Source organism: Rhizobium sp. 05L419, assembly GCF_056397845.1.
In genome coordinates, this window is the sequence record NZ_JBFTOF010000004.1 from 224,519 (window position 1) to 246,711 (window position 22,193).

Below are 22,193 nucleotides of genomic sequence, written 5' to 3' on the forward strand. Positions count from 1 at the left end.
AAAAGGAAAACTATCCATGTCCTATGATGTGATCGTTATTGGAACCGGCCCTGGCGGCTATGTTGCAGCCATCAAGGCAGCCCAGCTCGGCCTCAAGGTTGCCGTCGTCGAAAAGCGCGCGACCTTCGGGGGCACCTGCCTCAACGTCGGTTGCATTCCGTCCAAGGCTCTGCTGCACGCTTCCGAAATGTTCCATCAGGCAGGTCACGGCATGGATGTGCTCGGAATCGAGGTCGCGGCACCCAAGCTCAACCTTGAAAAGATGTTGGCACACAAGGATGCGACCGTGAAGTCCAATGTCGATGGCGTTGCCTTCCTCTTCAAGAAGAACAAGATCGAAAGCTTCCAGGGAACTGGCAAGATCGTTTCGGCGGGCAAGGTTGCTGTGACCGCCGACGACGGCAAGGTGCAGGAAATCGAGGGCAAGAACATCGTCATCGCCACCGGCTCAGACGTTGCCGGCATTCCGGGCGTCCAGGTCGACATCGATGAGAAGATCATCATCTCGTCCACCGGCGGTATCGCGCTCGAGCAGGTTCCCGAGACGATGATCGTCGTCGGCGGCGGTGTCATCGGACTTGAGCTCGGCTCGGTATGGTCGCGCCTCGGTGCCAAGGTTACCGTCGTCGAATACCTCGACACGATCCTCGCAGGCATGGACGGCGACGTTGCCAAGCAGTTCCATCGCATGCTTGCCAAGCAGGGCATCGACTTCAACCTCGGCGCCAAGGTTGTCGGCGTTGAAAAGGGTGGCAAGGGCGCCAAGGTGACATTCGAGCCGGTCAAGGGCGGCGACAAGGTTACGCTCGAAGCCAACGTTGTGCTCATTGCAACCGGTCGCAAGCCCTACACGGCAGGCCTTGGCCTTGAGGAAGCGGGCGTCAAGCTGGACAATCGCGGCCGTGTCGAGATCGACGGTCACTTCAAGACCAATGTTGCCGGCATCTATGCCATCGGCGACGTTGTTAAGGGACCGATGCTGGCGCACAAGGCCGAAGACGAAGGTGTGGCGCTCGCCGAAATCCTCGCTGGCCAGGCCGGCCATGTGAACTACGATGTCATTCCGAGCGTCGTCTACACGCAGCCGGAAGTCGCCTCGGTCGGCAAGACCGAGGAGGAGCTCAAGGCCGCAGGCATCGCCTATAAGGTGGGTAAGTTCCCGTTCACCGCAAACGGCCGCGCCCGCGCAATGCTTTCCACGGACGGCTTCGTGAAGATCCTGTCGGACAAGACGACCGATCGCGTCCTCGGCGGCCATATCGTCGGCTTCGGCGCCGGCGAGATGATCCACGAGATCGCCGTGCTGATGGAATTCGGTGGTTCGGCCGAAGACCTCGGCCGCACCTGCCATGCGCACCCGACGATGTCCGAAGCGGTCAAGGAAGCTGCGCTCGCTGCGTTCTTCAAGCCGATCCACATGTAATATTAAATTTCGGCAATGCAGGGGATGGCCGCTTGTCTGAAGACAGGCGGCTGTTCTAGTTTTGAACTGCTCTAATATGCCTCTCAAAAGGAAGCCAATGCCGTCCGCACCTGTCGATTCATACAGTTTGCCGCAGCGCCTTGTTCACTGGCTGATGGCTCTGCTTATCTTCTACAATCTGTTGTTTCCTGACGGCATGAACGAATGGCATCGCGCCGTGCGGCGCGGCGGCATCCCATCCGTCGATCAGATCGCGTCGGCAAATGTGCATGCCTATGTCGGCATTGCCGTTCTGGCGCTTGCCGTTGTTCGCGTCTGTCTACGTCTCATTCAGGGCGCGCCCGAAGAGATCGCGGAAGAACCGGCGCTGTTTCGCTTTGCGGCGAAAGTCGTGCATATCGGCTTGTACGCGTTCATCTTTGCAATGCCGCTTTCGGGGATTGCGGCCTATTATTTCGGGATCGATGCCGCAGGATCTTTGCATGCCGACCTTCTGAAGGTCATATTGTGGGCGCTGATCGCAGCGCATGTGGCAGGCGCCCTCGTTCATCACTTCTACTGGAAGAGCAACGTTCTTCGGCGCATGACCGTCGGGCGCTAATTCATCGCCGTCACGGTAAAGCCCTGCTTGCGCAGCAGTTCAACAACGCCGCCTTCGCCTGGAAGGTGCAGGGCACCGACCGCCATGAAGACGTTGCCATTGGCCAGGATCGGCGCGGCGCGTTCTGCCATGACCTTGTTTCGGTCAAGGATGATGCGCTGCTCGAAGGCGGCGTAGTCGCTGTCCTCATCCTTGCCGTCGGGCGAGACGGTCTTCAGCATCGGGATCGTCATGCCGATGTCGCCGGAGAGATAGAGATCGGTCATCGTTTCCACGACATCGTTCATCTTCGATCCGAGCGCGAGCGTTTCGATCAGCGATTTCAGGTGGAACTCGGTCGGCAGTTCGGCCATCGCCTGCAATTGCTCGGAGAGCGACTCCAGGCCCTTTACCTGCTTGCCCGCTGCAATCGCGTCTGTAGCGATCTTCTGGTCGAGGAACTGGACGCCCCTTGCCTTGCGGGCCATTTCGCAGCCGGGCAGGGCAACCACGCTGGAGATCATCCACGGCCGCATGCGCGAGACGGCTGCAAGCGGGATGCCGCGCTGCTTCAAGCCTTCCTCCAGCCGCACGTAGTCGTCGTGTGACAGAAGCTTTTCGATGGTGGTGCCATCGGTGAACATCGTCAGCTCCGGCCGCATCAGAAGCGCTGCGGATGCCTTCTTCTCGTCCAGGATCTCATCGGATTCGATGACGATGGTGTCGGCGGCGTCGTGCGCCGCTTGCGTGCGCGGCGGCAGCGTCAGCACGCGCGGGTCGGTGACATGCATGCTGCCGAGCAGCCAGGAGGGTTTCACGCCCGACTTTTCGATCTTCCAGAAAATGCCCTTGCCGTTCGGCACCGCATCCGCTTCCTTGACCGCTTGTGCGTAGCGCGCCGGGTCATTCTGCTTGAGGTCGGTCAGCACATTGCGACCGGTGCAGCTCGCGTCGTCGGCCGCTGCCGGCGAGACGGAAAAGAGCACGGCCAGCAGGGTTGCGGCGAGCAGCACATGGAAGGCGGCAATCAGCCAGAGCAGGACATTGCCTGGAGATGCGATGTGCAGACTGCGGTGGCCGATGGAGATCGTCATGATGGTGTTCCGGTCACGATAAATAGGGTTCAAGCTCTACGCCTTCCCGTGCGCATATTCCTTTAAGAGAAGGCGTTAACAAAAGATTACGCCCTGGGGTGGGCACGATCGTAAACTTCCAGCAGGCGCGCGGAATCCACGCCTGTGTAGACCTGCGTGGTCGACAGGCTGGCGTGGCCGAGCAATTCCTGAATCGTCCGGAGATCGCCTCCGCCGGCCAGCAGGTGGGTTGCGAAGGAATGCCGTAGCGCATGCGGGGTCGCCGTTTCAGGGAGGCCGAAGGCGCTGCGCATCTTCTGCATGGTGCGCTGGATAATCGCCGCCTGCAGCTTGCCGCCACGTGCGCCGCGAAAGAGCGGCTGGGCGGCTTCCAGATGATAGGGGCAGAGAGACCGGTACCTTTCCACAGCGTCGAAGACGACCGAGAGCAGCGGCACCAGCCGGGTCTTGTTGCCCTTGCCGGTGATGCGCAGCGTCGTCGCACCGGCATGCAGGTCGCCGGGCGTCAGGTCGAGGGCTTCCGATATGCGCAGGCCGCAGCCATAAAGCAGGATCATGACAGCCGCGTCGCGTGCGGCGATCCAGGGTTCCTCGTGAAGCTGGGCTTCGTCGCTGACGACCGTCATAGCCTGCTTGTCGGACAGCGGCTTGGGCAGCGACTTTGGCTGCTTGGGCGAGCGGACGGCGGCGGCGCCGGCGGCGTTCACCAGGCCTTTCTTTTCGAAGTAACGCAGGAGTGAACGCAGGCCAGCGAGGTTGCGGCCGAGCGATCGCGGACCGGAACCTTCCTTGCGGCGGGCGGCCAGAAAGGCGCGGAAGTCGGCCGGACGCAGCGCATGAATATCCTTCAGCGTCGTGGGACCGGCGAGATGCCCCGTCAGGAACGTCAGGAACTGGCGCGTATCGCGTTCGTAGGCGGTGAGCGTGTGTTCGGAAAGGCGCCTTTCGCTGGCAAGGTTCTGCAGCCATCGGGCGCGTTCGGCCATCAGCTGCGGGTCGGCGATAATCAGGAGTTCGTTCACATCTGCGGCCCTTGAATTTGCCATTCCGGCCGCCAATTCTGGAGCAGGGACAGTTATGGAATTGCTAATGCCGGCCAAGTGCTTGTCATGCTTTCACTCTAAAATCGAAACAACTGACCATCCAACGACGCAGGATCTTGTATGGCACAACGCCAACCCATGACGGCTTTCGGACAATTCGCGGAAGCGATCGCGCTGGTCTCGCAAGGTAAACCCGGACATATCGTCGATACGCTCATTGCCGAACGCGGCCAGAGGATCGTGCGCAACCCGCTGTGGCCGGCAATGCGGCCATTTCTCTACACTCTGCTGCGCTACAACAGGGCGATCAAGTTCGCCAACGATGTCGCCAATATGCCGGGCTTCCAGTGCTTGGAGTATATGAGCGACCTTCTGAAACTCGAAATCAATGTCAGCCACTGCGAACGCATACCGGCATCAGGGGCGTTTCTTCTTGTGAGCAACCATCCGACCGGGATTGCTGACGGTGTCGCGGTGTTCGACCTTCTGAAGAGCCGGCGGCCGGACATGATGCTCTTTGCCAACCGGGATGCCGTCCGTGTCAATCCACGCTTTGCCGAGGTCGTCATCCCAGTCGAATGGCGTGAGGAGTACAAGAGCAAGCCCAAGACACGCGAGACGCTGCTCCTGACCAACCATGCCGTTCGGGAAGGGAAGGCGACGATACTCTTCCCCTCCGGTCGCATCGCCTACTGGGCGAGTGGCCGGCTGAACGAGCGCCCCTGGAAAACCTCGGCCGTCGGGCTGGCCCGCAAGTACAATCTGCCGATTCTTCCCGTCCACGTGACGGCGCGAAACTCCGGCCTCTTCTATTGGTTTGCGAAGTGGTCCACCGAGCTGCGGGACATGACCGTTTTTCACGAGCTTTTGAACAAGCGCGGCGATCGCTTCGATTTCGTGATCGGCGACCTGATCCCCGTGGAGCATCTGGACGGTGACATAAACGAGGTCACCAAGGCGCTGGAGAAGCATGCCGTACACGATCTCAATGCCGATGCCGATGCGCGATTCCTGCCGGTGGTGCAGCCGGTTGAGAACGTGGCCAGAGCCCATTCATTTCGTTGAATGGATAGGGTAAAGCGAGGCATGCTGCTCTGCTCGATCTTTGCCCAGAATTACCGGTCGCTACGATCGATCCGCATGGATCTGTCGGACCCCACGCTTTTTCTCGGCGAGAACGGCGTCGGAAAGTCCAATTTATATCAAGCCCTTCAGCCGGTGCAGGTTGCCGCCAAAGGCAGACTGGTGCACGAACGCGCGACGAGCTGTGACGTTTCGCTCCCAGGGGAGGGTGGGCTGCGGATCGTTACCCACTTCGCGCAACTGGCCGAAGCCGCCCGCCAACGGTGCGGCGTGAGGCCGCGCAATGCGATCTTCGAAAACGGCGCGACATGGATCGAAGGCATGCGGCTGACGGGCGTGATAGCTGGCGAAAGCGATGATGAAGACTAGGCAGGGACGTTTGTCGCGGGTTTCAATTCGGTGCTGTTGCGGGCATGGTCTCGCTCGATGAGCACAGATTCGTCCGATCTCTTCGGAGCACTGTTTGAGACGCCGCCTTCGAGCCGCACGGTTGCGGTGCTCGTGCCCATGCCCGCGCCCAAACCCTATTCCTACGCGGTGCCGGACGGCATGGCGGTCGAGCCGGGCTCGGTCGTGCAGGTGCCCCTCGGGCCGAGGCAAGTGATCGGCGTCGTCTGGGACGGAGGCGAGGAAGGTGTCGACCCGAAGAAGCTCCGGCCGATCAGCCATGTCTTCGATTGCCCACCGCTCTCAAGGGAAATGCGCGATTTCATAGACTGGGTTGCGAGTTACACGCTGTCGCCGCCCGGGCTGGTGGCGCGCATGGCGCTGCGTGCGCCGAACGCTTTCGAGCCGGAACCGATGGTGGAGGGCTTGCGCTTTGTCGGCGGCGAACCGGAGCGGATGACGCCGGCGCGCGGTCGTGTGCTCGACATTGCCGGCGACGGGTTGTCATGGACGCGAAGCGGGCTTGCCCATGCGGCCGGGGTGTCGACAAGTGTCGTCGGTGGCTTGGTGAGCCAGGGCATCTTCGAAACAGTGTTCCTGCCGCCGCCGCCTGTTGTCGCAAAGCCGGATCCCGATTTTGCGACCTCGCGGCTCGAGGGGCCGCAGAAGGAAGCGGCCGAAGAGATACTTGGCGAAGTCCGAAAGGGCGAATTCGCCGTGTCGCTGATCGATGGCGTCACCGGGTCGGGCAAGACCGAGGTCTACTTCGAGGCGATTGCGGAGACGTTGAAGCAAGGCAAACAGGTGTTGATCCTTTTGCCGGAAATTGCCCTTACGGCGAGCTTTCTGGAGCGGTTTCAGGATCGCTTCGGTGCCAAGCCTGCCGAATGGCACTCAGATCTTGCGCCGCGTATGCGCGAAAAAGTGTGGCGGCAGGCGGTCACCGGCGAGGTGCGCGTCGTGGCCGGCGCTCGTTCGGCGCTGTTTCTTCCGTTCGAGGAACTCGGCCTGATCATCGTCGACGAGGAACACGACCCTGCCTACAAGCAGGAAGACCGCGTTTTCTACAATGCCCGCGACATGGCCGTGGTGCGCGGGCGGATCGGCGACTTTCCGGTGGTGCTCGTCTCGGCGACACCGTCGGTCGAAAGCCAGGTCAACGGCCAGAGCGGTCGCTACAGCACCATTCATCTGCCGACACGTTTCGGCGATGCCGCGCTTCCCGATCTGCATCTGGTCGATATGCGCCGACACGCGCCGGAACGCGGTGGCTTCCTGTCACCGGTACTCGTGCGCGCGATCGGCAAGACGGTCGAGAAGAAGCAGCAGGCATTGCTGTTTCTCAACCGACGCGGCTACGCGCCGCTGACGCTTTGCCGCGTCTGCGGCCATCGCTTCCAGTGCCCGCAATGCTCCAGCTGGCTTGTCGAACACCGCTTCAAGAAGCAGCTGCAATGCCATCAGTGCGGTCACAACGAGCGCACGCCGGAGGCCTGCCCGGAGTGCGGGACGCTTGATCATCTGGTCGCCTGCGGCCCCGGGGTCGAGCGGATCGCCGAGGAGGTCGAACGGCATTTTCCGGATGCGCGCACGATCGTGCTGTCGTCGGACATCATGGGCGGCGTCAAGCGGCTGCGCCTGGAGCTCGACGCGATCGCCAAGGGGGAGGCCGATATCGTCATCGGCACGCAGCTGGTCGCCAAGGGACATAATTTTCCGCTGATGACGCTGGTTGGGATCGTCGACGCCGATCTTGGGCTTGCAAACGGCGACCCGCGGGCTGCCGAAAGGACGTTTCAGCTTCTGTCGCAGGTCACCGGCCGGGCCGGGCGCACCGGCCTTAAGAGCCACGGCCTGCTGCAGACCTACCAGCCGCAGCATCCTGTCATGCAGGCGATTGTCTCCGGAGATGCGGGCGCATTTTACGAGCGCGAGATCGCCGAGCGGGAGCGCGCCATCCTGCCGCCGTTCGGCCGGCTGGCGTCGATCATCGTCTCGGCGGAGACGCGCCACGATGCGGAAAACCACGCCCGCGCGATGCGCAATGCTGCGCCGCAGGTGACCGGCATTTCGGTGCTTGGCCCTGCCGAAGCGCCGCTGGCGCTGGTGCGCGGACGCCACCGGTTCCGTCTGCTGGTGCATGGACGCCGAAACTCCGACATGCAGGGCTTTCTACGCGCCATGCTGTCGCAATCGCCCAAGGAGCGGGGCTCAGTGCACGTGCAGCTCGATATCGATCCGCAGAGCTTCCTCTAGGTCGGGACGTTCAGGGCTTTTGCCGACTGCCGCAATCGTGGCATAAGGACGCGAAGCAGGGTATTCGGGGTCGATTCATGGATTTCTATTTTCCGACGGAGCTGGGCGAGCGGCTTGCCTTTGGCGCGGCGGCGTTTACGGCGCTGGCAGGTCTCATCATCATGTTCGCGCCTGGCTACGCCATGCGGCTCTTTGGACTGCAGCCGCGCGAGGGCCGGCGCGATGGATATGCCGAACAGCGCTCCATGGGCGGTTTTTATCTCGGCTTTGGCCTTTCGGCGGTTATGCTGGCGCAGGACTGGATCTACATGGCGCTTGGGGCTGCCTTCGCCATGGCAGCCTTTGCACGCCTCATCTCGCTCCTTTCCGATAGGGGCGGTACGATTCTCAACTATTTACTTATGGTTGTGCAAATCGTCCTCGCCGCGCTGCCGCTCGGTTACGTTTTCGGTTTCTTTTCAATGTGACTTGTGTGGATATCGGGCGGGTTCCGGGCTCCCTTTCGAAGCATTCCGCATTTTTGCGCCAGAAATCGATGCTAAAGCCGTATTCGGGCGTTACGCGTGTTGCGAGTCCGCAGATCCTATGTTAGACGGACCCCGAATTTCGGAAGAAGCAAGAGGCTTCTCTTGCGATTTCTGGGGGAAATCATAACGAATTCAGGAATTTAGATCAGGCGCCCGCCGGAAGCCGGATTCTTGGATTGAAATCAGGGAAATTTGTGCCCGTGGCAGACACGTCCCAGCTTACATCTGGTGTTGCAGAACGATATGCCTCGTCGCTGTTTGAACTGGCGCTCGAGCAGGGTGCAGTCAAGACAGTGACTGCCGATCTCGACCGGTTCCAGGCGATGCTGGATGAGAGCGACGATCTGAAGCGTTTCGTTTTGAGCCCGGTTTTCTCGGCCGAGGATCAGCTGAAGGCGATCGTCGCGATCAGCGAGAAGGCCGGTATCAGTGGCTTCTTCGCAAACTTTCTGAAGGTCGTGGCGCGTAACCGCCGCCTCTTTGCCCTTCCGGGCATGATCAAGGCCTTCCGCATCATCGCTGCCAAGCAGCGTGGCGAAATTTCTGCCGAGGTTACCTCGGCCCATGCGCTGACCGCGGCGCAGGAAACTGAATTGAAGGCGGCGCTCAAGGGCGTCACCGGCAAAGACGTGGCGATTGCCGTCACGATTGATCCGTCGATCCTTGGCGGACTGATCGTGAAGGTCGGGTCCCGTCAGATTGACACGTCTCTTCGTACCAAACTCTCTACCCTTAAGCTTGCATTGAAAGAGGTTGGCTGATGGATATCCGCGCCGCGGAAATTTCCGCAATTCTCAAAGATCAGATTAAAAATTTCGGCAAAGAGGCAGAAGTCTCGGAAGTCGGTCAGGTGCTCTCCGTCGGTGACGGTATCGCTCGCGTTTACGGTCTGGACAATGTCCAGGCAGGCGAGATGGTCGAGTTCCCGGGCGGCATCCGTGGCATGGCGCTGAACCTTGAGTCCGATAACGTCGGTGTTGTCATTTTCGGCTCTGACCGTAGCATCAAGGAAGGCGACACCGTTAAGCGGACCGGCGCAATCGTTGACGTCCCGGTTGGTCCCGAACTGCTCGGCCGCGTTGTCGACGCTCTCGGTAACCCGATCGACGGCAAGGGCCCTATCAATACGACACGCCGTTCGCGCGTCGATATCAAGGCTCCTGGCATCATTCCGCGTAAGTCGGTTCATGAGCCGATGTCGACCGGCCTCAAGGCTATCGACGCGCTCATCCCGGTTGGCCGCGGCCAGCGCGAGCTCGTCATCGGCGACCGTCAGACCGGCAAGACCGCGATCATTCTCGACGCGATCTTGAACCAGAAGGCTATTCATGACAACGGCCCGGACAGTGAAAAGCTGTACTGCGTCTACGTCGCTATCGGCCAGAAGCGTTCGACCGTTGCCCAGTTCGTCAAGGTTCTCGAAGAACGCGGCGCTCTGAAGTACTCGATCATCGTTGCCGCGACGGCTTCCGACCCGGCGCCGATGCAGTACCTGGCTCCGTTTGCCGGCTGCACCATGGGCGAATACTTCCGTGATAACGGACAGCATGCGCTGATCGGTTACGACGACCTGTCCAAGCAGGCTGTCGCTTACCGCCAGATGTCGCTGCTGCTGCGCCGCCCGCCGGGCCGCGAAGCCTATCCGGGCGACGTCTTCTATCTGCACTCGCGTCTTCTCGAGCGGGCTGCAAAGCTCTCCGACGAAAAGGGCGCTGGTTCGCTGACGGCTCTGCCTGTCATCGAAACGCAGGGCAACGACGTTTCGGCGTTCATCCCGACCAACGTGATCTCGATCACCGACGGCCAGATCTTCCTCGAAACCGACCTGTTCTACCAGGGTATCCGCCCGGCTGTTAACGTCGGCCTGTCGGTTTCGCGCGTCGGTTCTGCCGCGCAGATCAAGGCGATGAAGCAGGTTGCCGGCTCGATCAAGGGCGAACTCGCCCAGTATCGTGAAATGGCCGCCTTCGCACAGTTCGGTTCGGACCTTGACGCTGCAACGCAGCGCCTGCTGAACCGTGGTGCGCGCCTGACCGAGCTTCTGAAGCAGCCGCAGTTCTCGCCGCTGAAGACGGAAGAGCAGGTCGCGGTGATCTTCGCCGGCGTTAACGGCTACCTCGACAAGGTCGCGGTCGCCCAGGTCGGCAAGTTCGAACAGGGCCTGTTGTCATACCTCCGCTCGGAAGGCTCTGCCATCCTCGACACGATCCGCACGGAAAAGGCAATCAGCGACGATACGAAGGGCAAGCTCACAGCTGCCATCGATAGCTTCGCGAAGTCTTTCTCGTAATCGGACCCAGTTAGGACGGATAACGGATGCCTTCACTTAAGGATCTGAAAAACCGGATCGCCTCCGTCAAGGCGACGCAGAAGATCACCAAGGCGATGAAAATGGTCGCCGCGGCGAAGCTTCGGCGTGCGCAGGAGGCGGCCGAAGCCGCCCGGCCGTATTCGCAACGCATGGGTACGGTCTTGGCAAACATCGCCAACGCCGTCACCGATGCGGACGGTGCGCCGCAGCTGATGACCGGGACCGGCAAGGACCAGGTTCATCTGCTGGTGGTCTGCACTGCGGAGCGCGGCCTTTGCGGTGGCTTCAACTCGCAGATCTCGCGTTTTGCGCGCGACCATGCTCGCAAGCTTGTCGCCGAAGGCAAGACGGTGAAGATCTTCACCGTCGGCAAGAAGGGTTACGACGTTCTGCGTCGCGAATTCGCTTCGCTCATCGTTGAGCGCAAGGAGCTACGCGATGTGAAGCGTGTCGGCTTCGACAACGCGGACGAGATCGGCAAGCGCATCATCGAGATGTTCGAAGCCGGTGAGTTCGACGTGTGCACGCTGTTCTACTCCGAGTTCAAGTCGGTCATCTCGCAGATTCCGACGGCTCTGCAGCTCATCCCGGCCTCGGTTCCGACGGCCGTGGTCGAAGATGCTGAGCACGCGGGTGCGGTCTACGAATACGAACCGGACCCGGCATCGATCCTGAACGATCTGATCCCGCGCAACATTTCGGTCCAGGTCTTCCGCGCGCTCCTTGAGAACGTCGCTGGTGAAATGGGCGCCAAGATGAGCGCCATGGACAATGCGACGCGTAACGCCGGTGAGATGATCAACAAACTGACGCTCAGCTACAACCGTCAGCGTCAGGCGCAGATCACCAAGGAACTCATTGAAATCATTTCGGGCGCGGAAGCGCTCTGAGGTTAGGGAAAGAGGGTAAGAAGATGGCTAAGGCAGCTACCCCCAAGACGACTGCGGCAGGCTCTGCCGGTAAGGTCACGCAGGTTATCGGCGCCGTCGTTGACGTTGCTTTCGAAGGCGAACTGCCGGCGATTTTGAACGCGCTCGAAACGACGAACACGGGCAACCGCCTGGTTCTCGAAGTCGCGCAGCACCTGGGTGAAAACGTCGTTCGCACGATCGCCATGGACTCGACCGAAGGTCTGGTTCGCGGTCAGGCGGTGACAGACACCGGTGCACCGATCTCTGTTCCGGTCGGTCCGGAAACGCTCGGCCGCATCATGAACGTCATCGGCGAGCCGGTTGACGAAGCAGGCCCTCTGGTGACCGCTTCCAGGCGCTCCATTCACCAGGATGCTCCGGCTTACGTCGAACAGTCCACGGAATCGCAGATTCTTGTCACCGGCATCAAGGTCGTCGATCTCCTCGCACCCTACGCCAAGGGCGGTAAGATCGGCCTGTTCGGCGGCGCCGGCGTCGGCAAGACCGTTCTCATCATGGAACTGATCAACAACGTCGCCAAGGCGCACGGTGGTTTCTCGGTATTCGCCGGCGTGGGTGAACGTACCCGCGAAGGCAACGACCTCTACCACGAAATGATCGAATCCGGCGTCAACAAGCATGGCGGTGGCGAAGGCTCCAAGGCCGCGCTCGTTTACGGCCAGATGAACGAACCGCCGGGCGCACGCGCACGCGTCGCTCTGACCGGTCTGACGGTTGCCGAAAACTTCCGCGACCAGGGCCAGGACGTTCTGTTCTTCGTCGACAACATCTTCCGCTTTACGCAGGCAGGTTCCGAAGTGTCGGCTCTGCTTGGCCGTATCCCGTCGGCCGTTGGCTACCAGCCGACTCTTGCCACTGATATGGGCCAGATGCAGGAACGCATCACGACGACGACGACCGGCTCGATCACCTCGGTTCAGGCCATTTACGTCCCTGCCGACGACTTGACCGACCCGGCTCCGGCAACATCGTTCGCCCACTTGGACGCCACGACCGTCCTGTCTCGCTCGATCGCTGAAAAGGGTATCTACCCGGCCGTTGACCCGCTCGACTCGACCTCGCGCATGCTCGACCCGCTGGTCGTCGGCGAAGAGCACTACGAGATCGCTCGTAAGGTTCAGTCGACGTTGCAGCGCTACAAGTCTCTGCAGGACATCATCGCGATTCTCGGCATGGACGAACTGTCTGAAGAGGACAAGCTCTCCGTCGCCCGCGCCCGCAAGATCGAGCGCTTCCTGTCGCAGCCGTTCTTCGTTGCCGAAGTCTTCACCGGTTCGCCGGGCAAGCTGGTTGCTCTGGAGGACACGATCAAGGGCTTCAAGGGTCTCGTCAACGGCGACTACGACCACCTGCCGGAAGCTGCCTTCTACATGGTCGGCTCGATGGAAGAAGCCATCGAAAAGGCCAAGAAGCTCTCCGCAGCGGCTTGATGCATTCACTTACGGCGCGCTGGGATCGCCCATGCGCGCCGTCTCTCGTTTCAAAGACAATCAAGAAGTGAAACGTCATGGCTGACAATTTCAATTTTGAACTCGTATCTCCGGAGCGTCTGCTCCTGTCGGAGATGGTGACCGAAGTTGTCATTCCGGCAACCGAGGGCGAGATGACCGTCATGGCGCACCACGCCCCGACGATGACAACCATCAAGCCGGGCATCGTCAGCGTTCGTACCGCAAGCGGCGCCAAGCAGGACTACGTGGTTTTCGGCGGTTTCGCCGACATCCTGCCGACGGGCTGCACGCTGCTCGCCGAATCGGCGGTTGCCGTTGAGGAGCTGCAGAAAGACGAGCTGGCGCGCCGTATCGCCGCCGCGAAGAGCGAGCTGGAAGACACCCAGCACCACGAGCGCAAGTCGAGGCTCGAACATCACATCATGGAACTGACGCATCTGAGCGGCGTCATCCAGCAGGACTGACAGCAGCAGATATGGACTTCACGGAAGCGGCCCTTTGGCCGCTTTTTTGTTGGCTCGGCTACGCGCACTCTGGTGTGCGCTATGGGTCTGTGGATGTTTGAACTGTCGTCGGTGGCGATGCGCCTACCGATTGGAATGGCGCAAGCGCATCCCGTGAAAATGCCTTGCCAGTTGCAAGCTGTCGCTGTCATTTTGACGGCTGCGTAACGGGACATTGCCCTGCCGCGGATACAGTCTAAATTGGCAGTTGGTGTGCAGTTGGTGTTCTGCCATCTGAATTCGGAGGGGATATGTTTCATCCAAGGCTGTTTGAAAATCGCAATGTCGTCGTGACAGGTGCCGGGAGGGGTATTGGCCTCGAAGTGGCGCGACAGTTTCTCGATTGCGGGGCGAAGGTCCTCGTTCATGTCGGTCGAGCCAAAGACCGCCCGCTTCCGGATTTCCTGCTGACGGCGGAAGAAGACCGGCGTGCGTTCCTCATTCCCGCCGATTTTTCGTCTGGCCGGGAAACGCTCGAATTCGCGGCAAAGGTGCTGACGGTCTTCGACCGGGTGCACGTACTCGTCAACAATGCCGGAACGATGTTCGGGCGTTTTCCGGCCGATACGCTGACCGATGAACAATACAGGTCGATTGTACAGCTGAACCAGACCTCGGTCGTCGAGCTCACTCGAGCATTGCTGCCTGCTTTGCGAGCAGCGCAAGGGGCCGCCATTGTCAACACCGTGTCGATCTCCGCACTGACCGGAGGGAGCCCGGGCTCGGCGATCTATTCGGCATCCAAGGCGTTCGTCGCAACCTATTCGAAGGCGCTGGCCAGGGAGCTCGCGCCTGACGGAATACGCGTCAACTGCGTCTCGCCCGGAACCATCGAGACCGATTTTCATCAACGCTATTCCTCGCCGGAGAAGCTGGAACAGACCCGAAAGAGCATACCGCTCCAGCGGTTGGGTACGGCTGAGGATTGTGCCCCCGCTTATCTCTTCCTGGCGGCTCCATCCCTTTCCGGTTACGTCACCGGGCAAACGCTCGAGATCAATGGCGGCCAGCTGATCTGCTGATGGGTCGCGACTTTTTTTGGCATTTTAGGAAATCCAAACAATCGTTCTCCTCGTATATGTTATTCTGATGGTTCGCTTTTCGATGTTTATGCAACTAGAGATTCAGAATGCATTTGCCCACACTGAGATCGGGTATGGCCGATCAAGAACTTCAGAGGTTTTCGAGGAGGGCACGCGAGGCGAGTGATCTTCTCAAGGCACTCGCTCATCACACGCGGCTGCTCATTCTGTGCATTCTCGCCGAGGAGGAAAAGACCGTCGGCGAGATGGAAGATATCCTCGGCATCCAGCAGGCAATGGTGTCGCAGCAGCTGGCGCGGTTGCGGCAGGAAGGATTGGTCGCAACGCGTCGCGAAGGCCGTCTGATCTACTATCGCGTCAGCAAACCGGCTACAGTGTCGTTTCTCGGATCCCTCTTCGTCATGGTGCCGCCGGCGCAGGACTGATTTCAGGGACTTGCGAATTGCTATTTTTCTGGCGCAAATGAGGGCAAGCCGTGGGTTCGGCGCGGAGGCCGAATGATCGACAAGCTGGAATTCTTCATCGCGCTTGCCAATGAGAAGCACTTCGGCCGCGCCGCGGAGGAATGCGGGGTCTCGCAACCCACCCTTTCTGCCGCCATCCGCCAACTGGAGGATCAGCTCGGCGTCATGCTCGTCAGCCGAGGATCGCGTTTCCAGGGACTGACGCCAGAGGGCCAACGGGTGCTGGAATGGGCGCGGCGGATCGTGGGAGACGCCCGCACCATGCGCGAGGAAATGCGCGCGGCGCGCAAAGGGCTCTCCGGTCATATCAAGATTGCGGTCATTCCGACGGCGCTGGCGATGCTGCCGCGCATCACGACGCCGTTTCAGGAGCGGCATCCGGATGTGACCTTCTCCATCATCTCGCGGAACTCGCTGCAGGTGTTGAGCATGCTGGAGAATCTGGAGATTGATGCCGGCATCACCTACCTCGAGAACGAGCCGCTCGGCCGCGTCACCAGCGTGCCGCTTTATGCCGAGCACTACAATCTGATCACCGCCTCCGGCAGCCCCCTGTCCGAACGAGACAGCGTCACCTGGAAGGAAGTCGGCGATCTTAGGCTTTGTCTATTGACCGCGGACATGCAAAATCGCCGGATCATCAATCAACTTCTCGAGCAGGCAGGCGCGACCGCCCATCCGACGCTCGAATCGAATTCGATGATCGTGCTGTTTTCGCATGTGAGAACAGGGCGCTGGGCCAGCATCATGCCGCGCAATGTGGCAAAATCATTCGGTTTTCCTGCGGAGATCCGCATGATCCCGATCGTCGAGCCGCAGGTGCACCATGTTGTCGGTCTGGTCGCCACGCATCGCGAACCCTTCGCGCCGCTGGTCTCTGCGCTTTTGCACGAGGCGAGAATTCTCGCCGCGCAGACCGATGATTGATAGGAATATCCTATCGCCTGACGGAACAGCCGTATTGATCGCTTCGCGCTTCCCTGAGAAGGTTCTATAATGAACGTACGTTAGCGGTTCCGTCGGCCACAGGTTTCGGAAGAAAGCCCGCCCCAACCGGTTCCGCGCAGTGTGCAGGCCTTGGGAGGGCTGCTGATGAATATCCATATCGCCAAGGGCGATATCCCGACGCGCACCCGCGCCATTATCGACAATCTCAAGGCGCTCGAAGGTCCGCTGCTGCCGATCCTGCACGAGATTCAGGACGAGTTCGGCTATATCCCGCGGGAGGCRCTTCCCGTAATCGCCGACGAGCTCAACCTGTCACGCGCCGAGGTGCACGGCGTTGTCACATTCTATCACGATTATCGCGATCATCCGGCCGGTCGGCATGTGCTGCGGCTCTGTCGCGCCGAGGCGTGCCAGTCGATGGGCGGTGATGCTCTGGCGGAGAGTGTCAAGCAGATGCTCGGCGTCGATTGGCACGGCACGACACCAGACGGTGCGATCACGCTCGAGCCTGTCTTTTGCCTTGGGCTCTGTTCGTGCTCGCCGTCTGCGATGATGGACGGCGAGGTGCATGGCCGGGTGAATGCTGCCGATCTGGAAGAGCTGATTTCGGAGGCACGCCGATGACCGCCAGGATCTATGTTCCGCGCGATGCCGCAGCGCTGGCGCTCGGGGCCGAAAACGTGGCGAAGGCAATTGCCCGGGAGATTGCCACCCGCGGTCTCGATGCGAAGATCGTGCGCAACGGTTCGCGCGGAATGCACTGGCTGGAGCCGCTCGTCGAAATCGAAGTGGCGGGCAAACGGATCGGCTACGGACCGGTGAAGGCGAAGGATGTTGCCGCGCTGTTCGATGCTGACCTGATGTCGGGTGGCGACCACGCGCTCTGTCTCGGTGCCGTGGACGAACTGCCGTTCCTCAAGCGGCAGACGCGCCTGACATTCGCCCGCTGCGGCATCACCGATCCCCTATCGTTTGATGATTATGAGGCGCATGGCGGCCTTGCGGGGCTTCGCCGCGCGATCTCCATGCTGCCTGCTGACGTCGTCAGGGAAGTTACCGATGCCGGCCTGCGCGGACGCGGCGGCGCCGGCTTTCCTACGGGCATCAAGTGGAAGACCGTGCTCGATGCGCCGGGCACGCGCAAATACATCGTCTGCAACGCCGACGAAGGCGACAGCGGCACCTTTGCCGACCGGATGATCATGGAGGGCGATCCCTTCGTGTTGATCGAAGGCATGGCGATATCGGGTCTCGCGACCGGGGCGACCAAGGGGTTCGTCTATACGCGCTCTGAGTATCCGCATGCGATTGCGGCCATGAGCAGGGCGATCGATATCGCGAGGAGTGCCGGCATACTCGGGCTATCCGTTCTCGGCTCGGGCAGGGCATTCGATATGGAGGTTCGCACCGGCGCCGGCGCCTATGTCTGCGGCGAGGAAACCGCATTGCTGAACAGCCTCGAGGGCAAGCGCGGCATCGTGCGCGCCAAGCCGCCGCTGCCCGCCCACAAGGGCCTGTTTGACTGTCCCACCGTCATCAACAACGTGATCTCGCTTGCCTCCGTGCCGGTGATCATGGAGAGGGGTGCGGCCTACTATCGCGATTTCGGCATGGGCCGGTCCCGCGGCACGATCCCACTGCAGATTGCCGGCAATGTGAAATATGCCGGGTTGTTCGAAACCGCGTTCGGCGTTTCGCTCGGCGAGATCGTCGATGAGATCGGCGGCGGAACGGCATCCGGCCGGCCGGTAAAGGCCGTGCAGGTCGGCGGTCCGCTGGGGGCATATTTCCCGCGCGCGCTGTTCGACACGCCTTTCGACTACGAGGCTTTTGCGGCCCGGGACGGTCTGATCGGCCATGCCGGCATCGTTGTTTTCGACGACAGCGCCGACATGCTGAAGCAGGCGCGTTTTGCGATGGAATTCTGCGCGGTCGAAAGCTGCGGCAAGTGCACGCCCTGCCGCATCGGCTCGACGCGTGGCGTGGAAACAGCCGACAAGATCGCGCAAGGCATCGAGCCGCAGAAAAACCGCGAATTGCTCGCCGATCTCTGCAACACCATGAAGTTCGGGTCGCTCTGCGCGCTCGGCGGTTTCACGCCCTATCCCGTGATGAGCGCCATGACGCATTTCCCTGACGATTTCGCACCCACCCCCCTTATCGAAGCGGCGGAGTAAGACCATGTCCCTCGTTCCAGAAACCGACTACGGCACGCCGGCCTCGACATCGGAAACCATGGTGACGCTGACCATCGACGGCAACGAGATCACGGTGCCCGAGGGTACGTCGATCATGCGCGCCTCCATGGACGCCGGCATCGAGATCCCGAAGCTGTGCGCCACAGACATGATGGAAGCCTTCGGCTCCTGCCGGCTCTGTCTGGTCGAGGTCAAGGGCCGGGCCGGCATGCCGGCTTCCTGCACCACGCCGGTTGCTCCGGGCATGGTTGTCTCGACGCAGACGAACCTGCTGAAGGACGTTCGCCGGGGGGTGATGGAGCTTTACATCTCCGACCATCCACTCGACTGCCTGACTTGTGCGGCGAATGGCGATTGCGAGCTTCAGGACATGGCAGGCGCCGTCGGTCTTCGTGACGTTCGCTACGGCTATGACGGCGACAACCACGTGAAGACGCGCGACAACGGCGGCATCAATCTCAAATGGGCGCCGAAGGACGAGTCCAATCCGTACTTCACCTTCGATCCTTCAAAATGCATCGTCTGCTCGCGTTGCGTGCGCGCCTGCGAGGAGGTTCAGGGGACGTTCGCGCTGACCATCGAAGGGCGCGGCTTCGATTCGCGCGTTTCGGCCGGCATGCACGAGGACTTCGTTTCGTCGGAATGCGTGTCGTGCGGTGCCTGCGTTCAGGCCTGCCCGACGGCGACGCTGACGGAAAAATCGGTCATCGCGATCGGCCAGCCCGAGCATTCGGTCGTTACCACCTGTGCCTATTGCGGCGTCGGCTGTTCGTTTAAGGCGGAGATGCGCGGCGAAGAGCTGGTGCGCATGGTGCCTTGGAAGGACGGGCAGGCGAACCGCGGGCATTCCTGCGTCAAGGGGCGTTTCGCCTATGGCTATTCCAGCCATAGGGACCGGGTCCTCAATCCGATGATCCGCGAGAAGATTACCGATCCCTGGCGGGAGGTGACCTGGGACGAGGCCTTCTCCCATGTCGCCACGGAGTTCCGCCGTATCCAGTATCAGTATGGCCGCGATTCGGTCGGCGGCATCACGTCGTCACGCTGCACGAACGAGGAAACCTATCTGGTCCAGAAGCTGGTGCGCGCCGGCTTCGGCAACAACAACGTCGATACCTGCGCCCGCGTTTGCCATTCGCCGACCGGCTACGGTCTCGGTCAGGCCTTCGGCACATCGGCGGGAACACAGAATTTCGACAGCGTCGAAAAGAGCGATGTCGTCGTCATCATCGGGGCCAATCCGACCGACGGCCATCCGGTGTTTGCCTCGAGGCTGAAGAAGCGCCTGCGCCAGGGCGCCAAGCTGATCGTCATCGATCCGCGTCGTACGGATATCGTTCGCTCGCCGCATATCGAGGCGTCCTATCATCTGCCGCTCACTCCGGGCACCAACGTTGCGGTCCTGACGGCGATGGCGCATGTGATCGTGACCGAGGGACTGTTCAACGAAGCCTTCATCCGCGAGCGTTGCGACTGGTCGGAGTTCGAGGATTGGGCAGGCTTCGTCGCCGAGCCCCATCACAGCCCGGAAGCCTCGGAGAAATTCACCGGCGTTCCGCCCGAGCTTGTGCGCGGGGCGGCCCGCCTCTATGCGACCGGCGGCAATGGCGCGATCTACTACGGTCTCGGCGTCACCGAGCACAGCCAGGGCTCGACGACGGTGATGGCGATCGCCAACCTGTCGATGGTCACCGGCAACATCGGCCGTCCCGGCGTCGGCGTGAACCCGTTGCGCGGCCAGAACAATGTGCAGGGCTCCTGCGACATGGGCTCCTTCCCGCACGAGCTGCCGGGGTATCGCCACGTGTCGGACGACGCCACGCGTGACATCTTCGAAAAGCTCTGGGGCGTGAAGATCAGCGAAGAGCCGGGCCTGCGCATCCCGAACATGCTGGACGCCGCCGTCGACGGCTCGTTCAAGGGCCTCTACGTGCAGGGCGAGGACATCTTGCAGTCCGATCCGGATACCAAGCATGTCGCGGCGGGTCTTGCGGCGATGGAATGCGTCGTCGTCCACGACCTCTTCCTCAACGAGACGGCAAACTATGCGCATGTCTTCCTGCCGGGTTCGAGCTTCCTGGAGAAGGATGGCACCTTCACCAATGCCGAGCGCCGCATCAATCGCGTGCGCAAGGTGATGAGCCCGAAGAACGGTTATGGCGACTGGGAAGTGACGCAGAAGCTGGCACAGGCGATGGGTCTTGCCTGGAACTACAAGCATCCCTCTGAAATCATGGATGAGATCGCGGCGACGACGCCGAGCTTCGCGCTCGTCTCTTACGGCTATCTGGACAAAATGGGATCGGTGCAGTGGCCTTGCAACGAGGCGCATCCAGAGGGATCGCCGATCATGCACGTGGATGGCTTCGTGCGCGGCAAGGGTAAGTTCATACGTACGGAATATGTGGCCACGGACGAGCGGACCGGACCTCGTTTCCCGCTGCTTCTGACGACCGGACGCATCCTCAGCCAGTACAATGTCGGGGCGCAGACGCGGCGCACGGACAATGTCGTCTGGCATGCGGAAGACCGGCTGGAGATCCATCCGCACGATGCCGAGCAGCGCGGCATTCGCGATGGCGACTGGGTGAAGCTGATGAGCCGGTCCGGCGATACGACGCTGCGCTCGCTGATCACCGATCGCGTCGCGCCCGGTGTGGTCTATACGACGTTCCACCACCCTGATACGCAAGCCAACGTCATTACCACCGACTTCTCCGACTGGGCGACCAACTGCCCGGAATACAAGGTGACGGCAGTACAGGTTTCGCCCTCCAACGGTCCATCCGACTGGCAGGTGGAGTATGACGAGCAGGCGCGGCAGAGCCGACGCATATCCGGCAAGCTGGAGGCGGCTGAGTAATGACGCAACGGCCGACCCGGATTGCCGTCCGACGGACTGCCCGCAGCGGCGGCGTCGTCACATCAGGCGAGCGTATCGTGCCTGACGAGGTGCCGATCGCCTTTTCGTACGGCGGCACGACGCATGCCGTGATGATGGGGACGCCAGGGGATATCGAGGATTTTGCCCTCGGCTTCACGCTGACGGAAGGGATCGTTTCGGGCGGCGCCCAAATCGCGTCCATCGATGTCGTCGAAGTCGAACTGGGCATCGACATCCAGATCGCCCTGGTCGACAAGGCTGCCGATGCTTTGAGGGCGCGTCGCCGCAGCATGGCAGGACCGGTCGGCTGCGGCCTCTGCGGCATCGAAACGATCGAGCAGGCGGTTCGCAAGGTGCCGGACGTTTCGGCCGGGGCGATGACGATCACCTATCGGGACATCGTCGGGGCGGTCGCGCTGCTCAATGCTGCACAACCGTTGCATCGTGAAACCCGGGCGGTCCACGGCGCGGGCTTTTATGTTCCGGGCAAGGGGCTTGTCGCTGTCCGCGAGGATGTCGGCCGTCACAATGCGCTCGACAAGCTGTGTGGCGCGGTCATTCGTTCGGGATTGCCGGGCGCCGACGGCGTCGTTGTCGTTACCAGCCGCCTGTCAGTCGAGATGGTGCAGAAGGCTGCGATCCTCGGAAGTCCTGTCCTGATCGCCATTTCAGCGCCTACAGCGCTTGCGATCCGGACCGCAGAGGAGGCCGGCATGACACTGGTTGCACTGGTGCGTGGCGAGGATTTCGAGATTTTCACGCATCCGCACCGCATCCAGCCGGGGAGCATCTCCGATGTCGCATGATACCCAAGCCAAGCTCGTCTACATGGCCAACCAGATCGCGACCTTCTTCAAGAGCCAGCCCCCAAGCGAAGCCGCGCAGGGGGTAGCGACGCACATCAACAAGTTCTGGGAACCGCGGATGCGGCGCCAGCTTTTCGAGATACTGGAGCGAGAAGACAGCGGCCTCAACCCCCTGGTCGTTCAGGCGGCCGCTTTGGTCAAGAGGCCGGAACCGGCCCCAATGCCGGCGAGCAAGGGCAGACCGGCGTAGTGCAAGGGCG

General features: G+C 61.3%; 20 protein-coding genes and 1 pseudogene. 19 read left to right on the forward strand and 2 right to left on the reverse strand.

Translation table 11 applies throughout. From position 1 onward, the window contains the following. Nucleotides 1-16: 16 nt before the first annotated feature. Nucleotides 17-1,423 (forward strand): dihydrolipoyl dehydrogenase, encoded by a 1,407-nt coding sequence (gene lpdA, locus AC1DMK_RS07145; protein ID WP_477857957.1) that lies wholly within the window; start codon nucleotides 17-19, stop codon nucleotides 1,421-1,423. A 97-nt stretch (nucleotides 1,424-1,520) separates the two neighbouring features. Further along, a complete protein-coding gene (locus tag AC1DMK_RS07150; RefSeq protein ID WP_477857959.1) occupies nucleotides 1,521-2,024 on the forward strand; it encodes a cytochrome b in 504 nt (167 codons plus the stop codon). On the opposite strand, the gene AC1DMK_RS07155 is transcribed toward AC1DMK_RS07150, so the two are convergent. Together AC1DMK_RS07155 and AC1DMK_RS07160 are read right to left on the reverse strand one after the other, a co-directional pair. Then, nucleotides 2,021-3,097, reverse strand: coding sequence for a TraB/GumN family protein (locus AC1DMK_RS07155; RefSeq protein WP_477857961.1), 1,077 nt, complete (start codon nucleotides 3,095-3,097; stop codon nucleotides 2,021-2,023). The two genes, AC1DMK_RS07150 and AC1DMK_RS07155, sit on opposite strands and share 4 nt — an antisense overlap. An 86-nt stretch (nucleotides 3,098-3,183) precedes the next feature. Continuing rightward, nucleotides 3,184-4,119 carry a tyrosine recombinase XerC gene (locus tag AC1DMK_RS07160; RefSeq protein ID WP_477858141.1) on the reverse strand — a complete coding sequence of 312 codons (936 nt, stop codon included), beginning with the start codon at nucleotides 4,117-4,119 and terminating at the stop codon, nucleotides 3,184-3,186. A 141-nt stretch (nucleotides 4,120-4,260) separates the two neighbouring features. Here AC1DMK_RS07160 and AC1DMK_RS07165 point away from each other — a divergent pair, with 141 nt between their 5' ends. From AC1DMK_RS07165 to AC1DMK_RS07245, 17 genes and pseudogenes are all read left to right on the forward strand, one after another. Further along, nucleotides 4,261-5,205, forward strand: a complete 945-nt coding sequence (locus AC1DMK_RS07165) for a GNAT family N-acetyltransferase (RefSeq protein ID WP_477857963.1) — start codon at nucleotides 4,261-4,263, stop codon at nucleotides 5,203-5,205. A gap of 21 nt (nucleotides 5,206-5,226) precedes the next feature. Continuing rightward, nucleotides 5,227-5,400 (forward strand): annotated as a pseudogene (locus tag AC1DMK_RS07170) (AAA family ATPase); the annotation flags it as partial. A gap of 249 nt (nucleotides 5,401-5,649) precedes the next feature. Then, nucleotides 5,650-7,866, forward strand: coding sequence for a primosomal protein N' (locus tag AC1DMK_RS07175; protein WP_477857965.1), 2,217 nt, complete (start codon nucleotides 5,650-5,652; stop codon nucleotides 7,864-7,866). Between the two features lie 77 nt (nucleotides 7,867-7,943). Then, nucleotides 7,944-8,333 carry an AGROH133_08824 family phage infection protein gene (locus AC1DMK_RS07180; protein WP_037059246.1) on the forward strand — a complete coding sequence of 130 codons (390 nt, stop codon included), beginning with the start codon at nucleotides 7,944-7,946 and terminating at the stop codon, nucleotides 8,331-8,333. A gap of 254 nt (nucleotides 8,334-8,587) precedes the next feature. After that, nucleotides 8,588-9,154, forward strand: coding sequence for a F0F1 ATP synthase subunit delta (locus AC1DMK_RS07185; protein WP_080725440.1), 567 nt, complete (start codon nucleotides 8,588-8,590; stop codon nucleotides 9,152-9,154). Beyond that, nucleotides 9,154-10,683 carry a F0F1 ATP synthase subunit alpha gene (atpA, locus tag AC1DMK_RS07190; protein WP_037059250.1) on the forward strand — a complete coding sequence of 510 codons (1,530 nt, stop codon included), beginning with the start codon at nucleotides 9,154-9,156 and terminating at the stop codon, nucleotides 10,681-10,683. Before AC1DMK_RS07185 ends, atpA begins: the two co-directional genes overlap by 1 nt. A 26-nt stretch (nucleotides 10,684-10,709) precedes the next feature. Continuing rightward, nucleotides 10,710-11,594 (forward strand): F0F1 ATP synthase subunit gamma, encoded by an 885-nt coding sequence (locus AC1DMK_RS07195; RefSeq protein WP_037059252.1) that lies wholly within the window; start codon nucleotides 10,710-10,712, stop codon nucleotides 11,592-11,594. Between the two features lie 23 nt (nucleotides 11,595-11,617). Then, nucleotides 11,618-13,066 (forward strand): F0F1 ATP synthase subunit beta, encoded by a 1,449-nt coding sequence (gene atpD, locus AC1DMK_RS07200; protein WP_037059254.1) that lies wholly within the window; start codon nucleotides 11,618-11,620, stop codon nucleotides 13,064-13,066. A 77-nt stretch (nucleotides 13,067-13,143) separates the two neighbouring features. Then, entirely contained in the window at nucleotides 13,144-13,551 is a 408-nt protein-coding gene (locus tag AC1DMK_RS07205) for a F0F1 ATP synthase subunit epsilon (protein WP_037059256.1), read from the forward strand. 290 nt (nucleotides 13,552-13,841) lie between these two features. Then, nucleotides 13,842-14,612, forward strand: coding sequence for an SDR family NAD(P)-dependent oxidoreductase (locus AC1DMK_RS07210; RefSeq protein WP_477857968.1), 771 nt, complete (start codon nucleotides 13,842-13,844; stop codon nucleotides 14,610-14,612). 107 nt (nucleotides 14,613-14,719) lie between these two features. After that, entirely contained in the window at nucleotides 14,720-15,058 is a 339-nt protein-coding gene (locus tag AC1DMK_RS07215; RefSeq protein WP_477857969.1) for an ArsR/SmtB family transcription factor, read from the forward strand. Between the two features lie 72 nt (nucleotides 15,059-15,130). Continuing rightward, entirely contained in the window at nucleotides 15,131-16,024 is an 894-nt protein-coding gene (locus AC1DMK_RS07220) for a LysR family transcriptional regulator (protein WP_477857971.1), read from the forward strand. A gap of 165 nt (nucleotides 16,025-16,189) precedes the next feature. Further along, nucleotides 16,190-16,669, forward strand: coding sequence for a formate dehydrogenase subunit gamma (locus AC1DMK_RS07225; RefSeq protein ID WP_477857973.1), 480 nt, complete (start codon nucleotides 16,190-16,192; stop codon nucleotides 16,667-16,669). After that, a complete protein-coding gene (locus tag AC1DMK_RS07230) occupies nucleotides 16,666-18,222 on the forward strand; it encodes a formate dehydrogenase beta subunit (protein WP_477857975.1) in 1,557 nt (518 codons plus the stop codon). The genes AC1DMK_RS07225 and AC1DMK_RS07230 overlap by 4 nt, the downstream gene beginning before the upstream one ends. Nucleotides 18,223-18,226: 4 nt before the next feature. Further along, nucleotides 18,227-21,106: a formate dehydrogenase subunit alpha gene (gene fdhF / locus AC1DMK_RS07235; protein ID WP_477857977.1), complete on the forward strand. Its 2,880-nt coding sequence runs from the start codon at nucleotides 18,227-18,229 to the stop codon at nucleotides 21,104-21,106. Beyond that, nucleotides 21,106-21,933, forward strand: coding sequence for a formate dehydrogenase accessory sulfurtransferase FdhD (gene fdhD, locus AC1DMK_RS07240; protein ID WP_477857979.1), 828 nt, complete (start codon nucleotides 21,106-21,108; stop codon nucleotides 21,931-21,933). Before fdhF ends, fdhD begins: the two co-directional genes overlap by 1 nt. Beyond that, the gene (locus AC1DMK_RS07245; protein ID WP_477857981.1) at nucleotides 21,923-22,183 is read left to right on the forward strand and encodes a formate dehydrogenase subunit delta; all 261 of its coding nucleotides are present in this window, start codon (nucleotides 21,923-21,925) and stop codon (nucleotides 22,181-22,183) included. Before fdhD ends, AC1DMK_RS07245 begins: the two co-directional genes overlap by 11 nt. The last annotated feature ends 10 nt before the right edge of the window (nucleotides 22,184-22,193 follow it).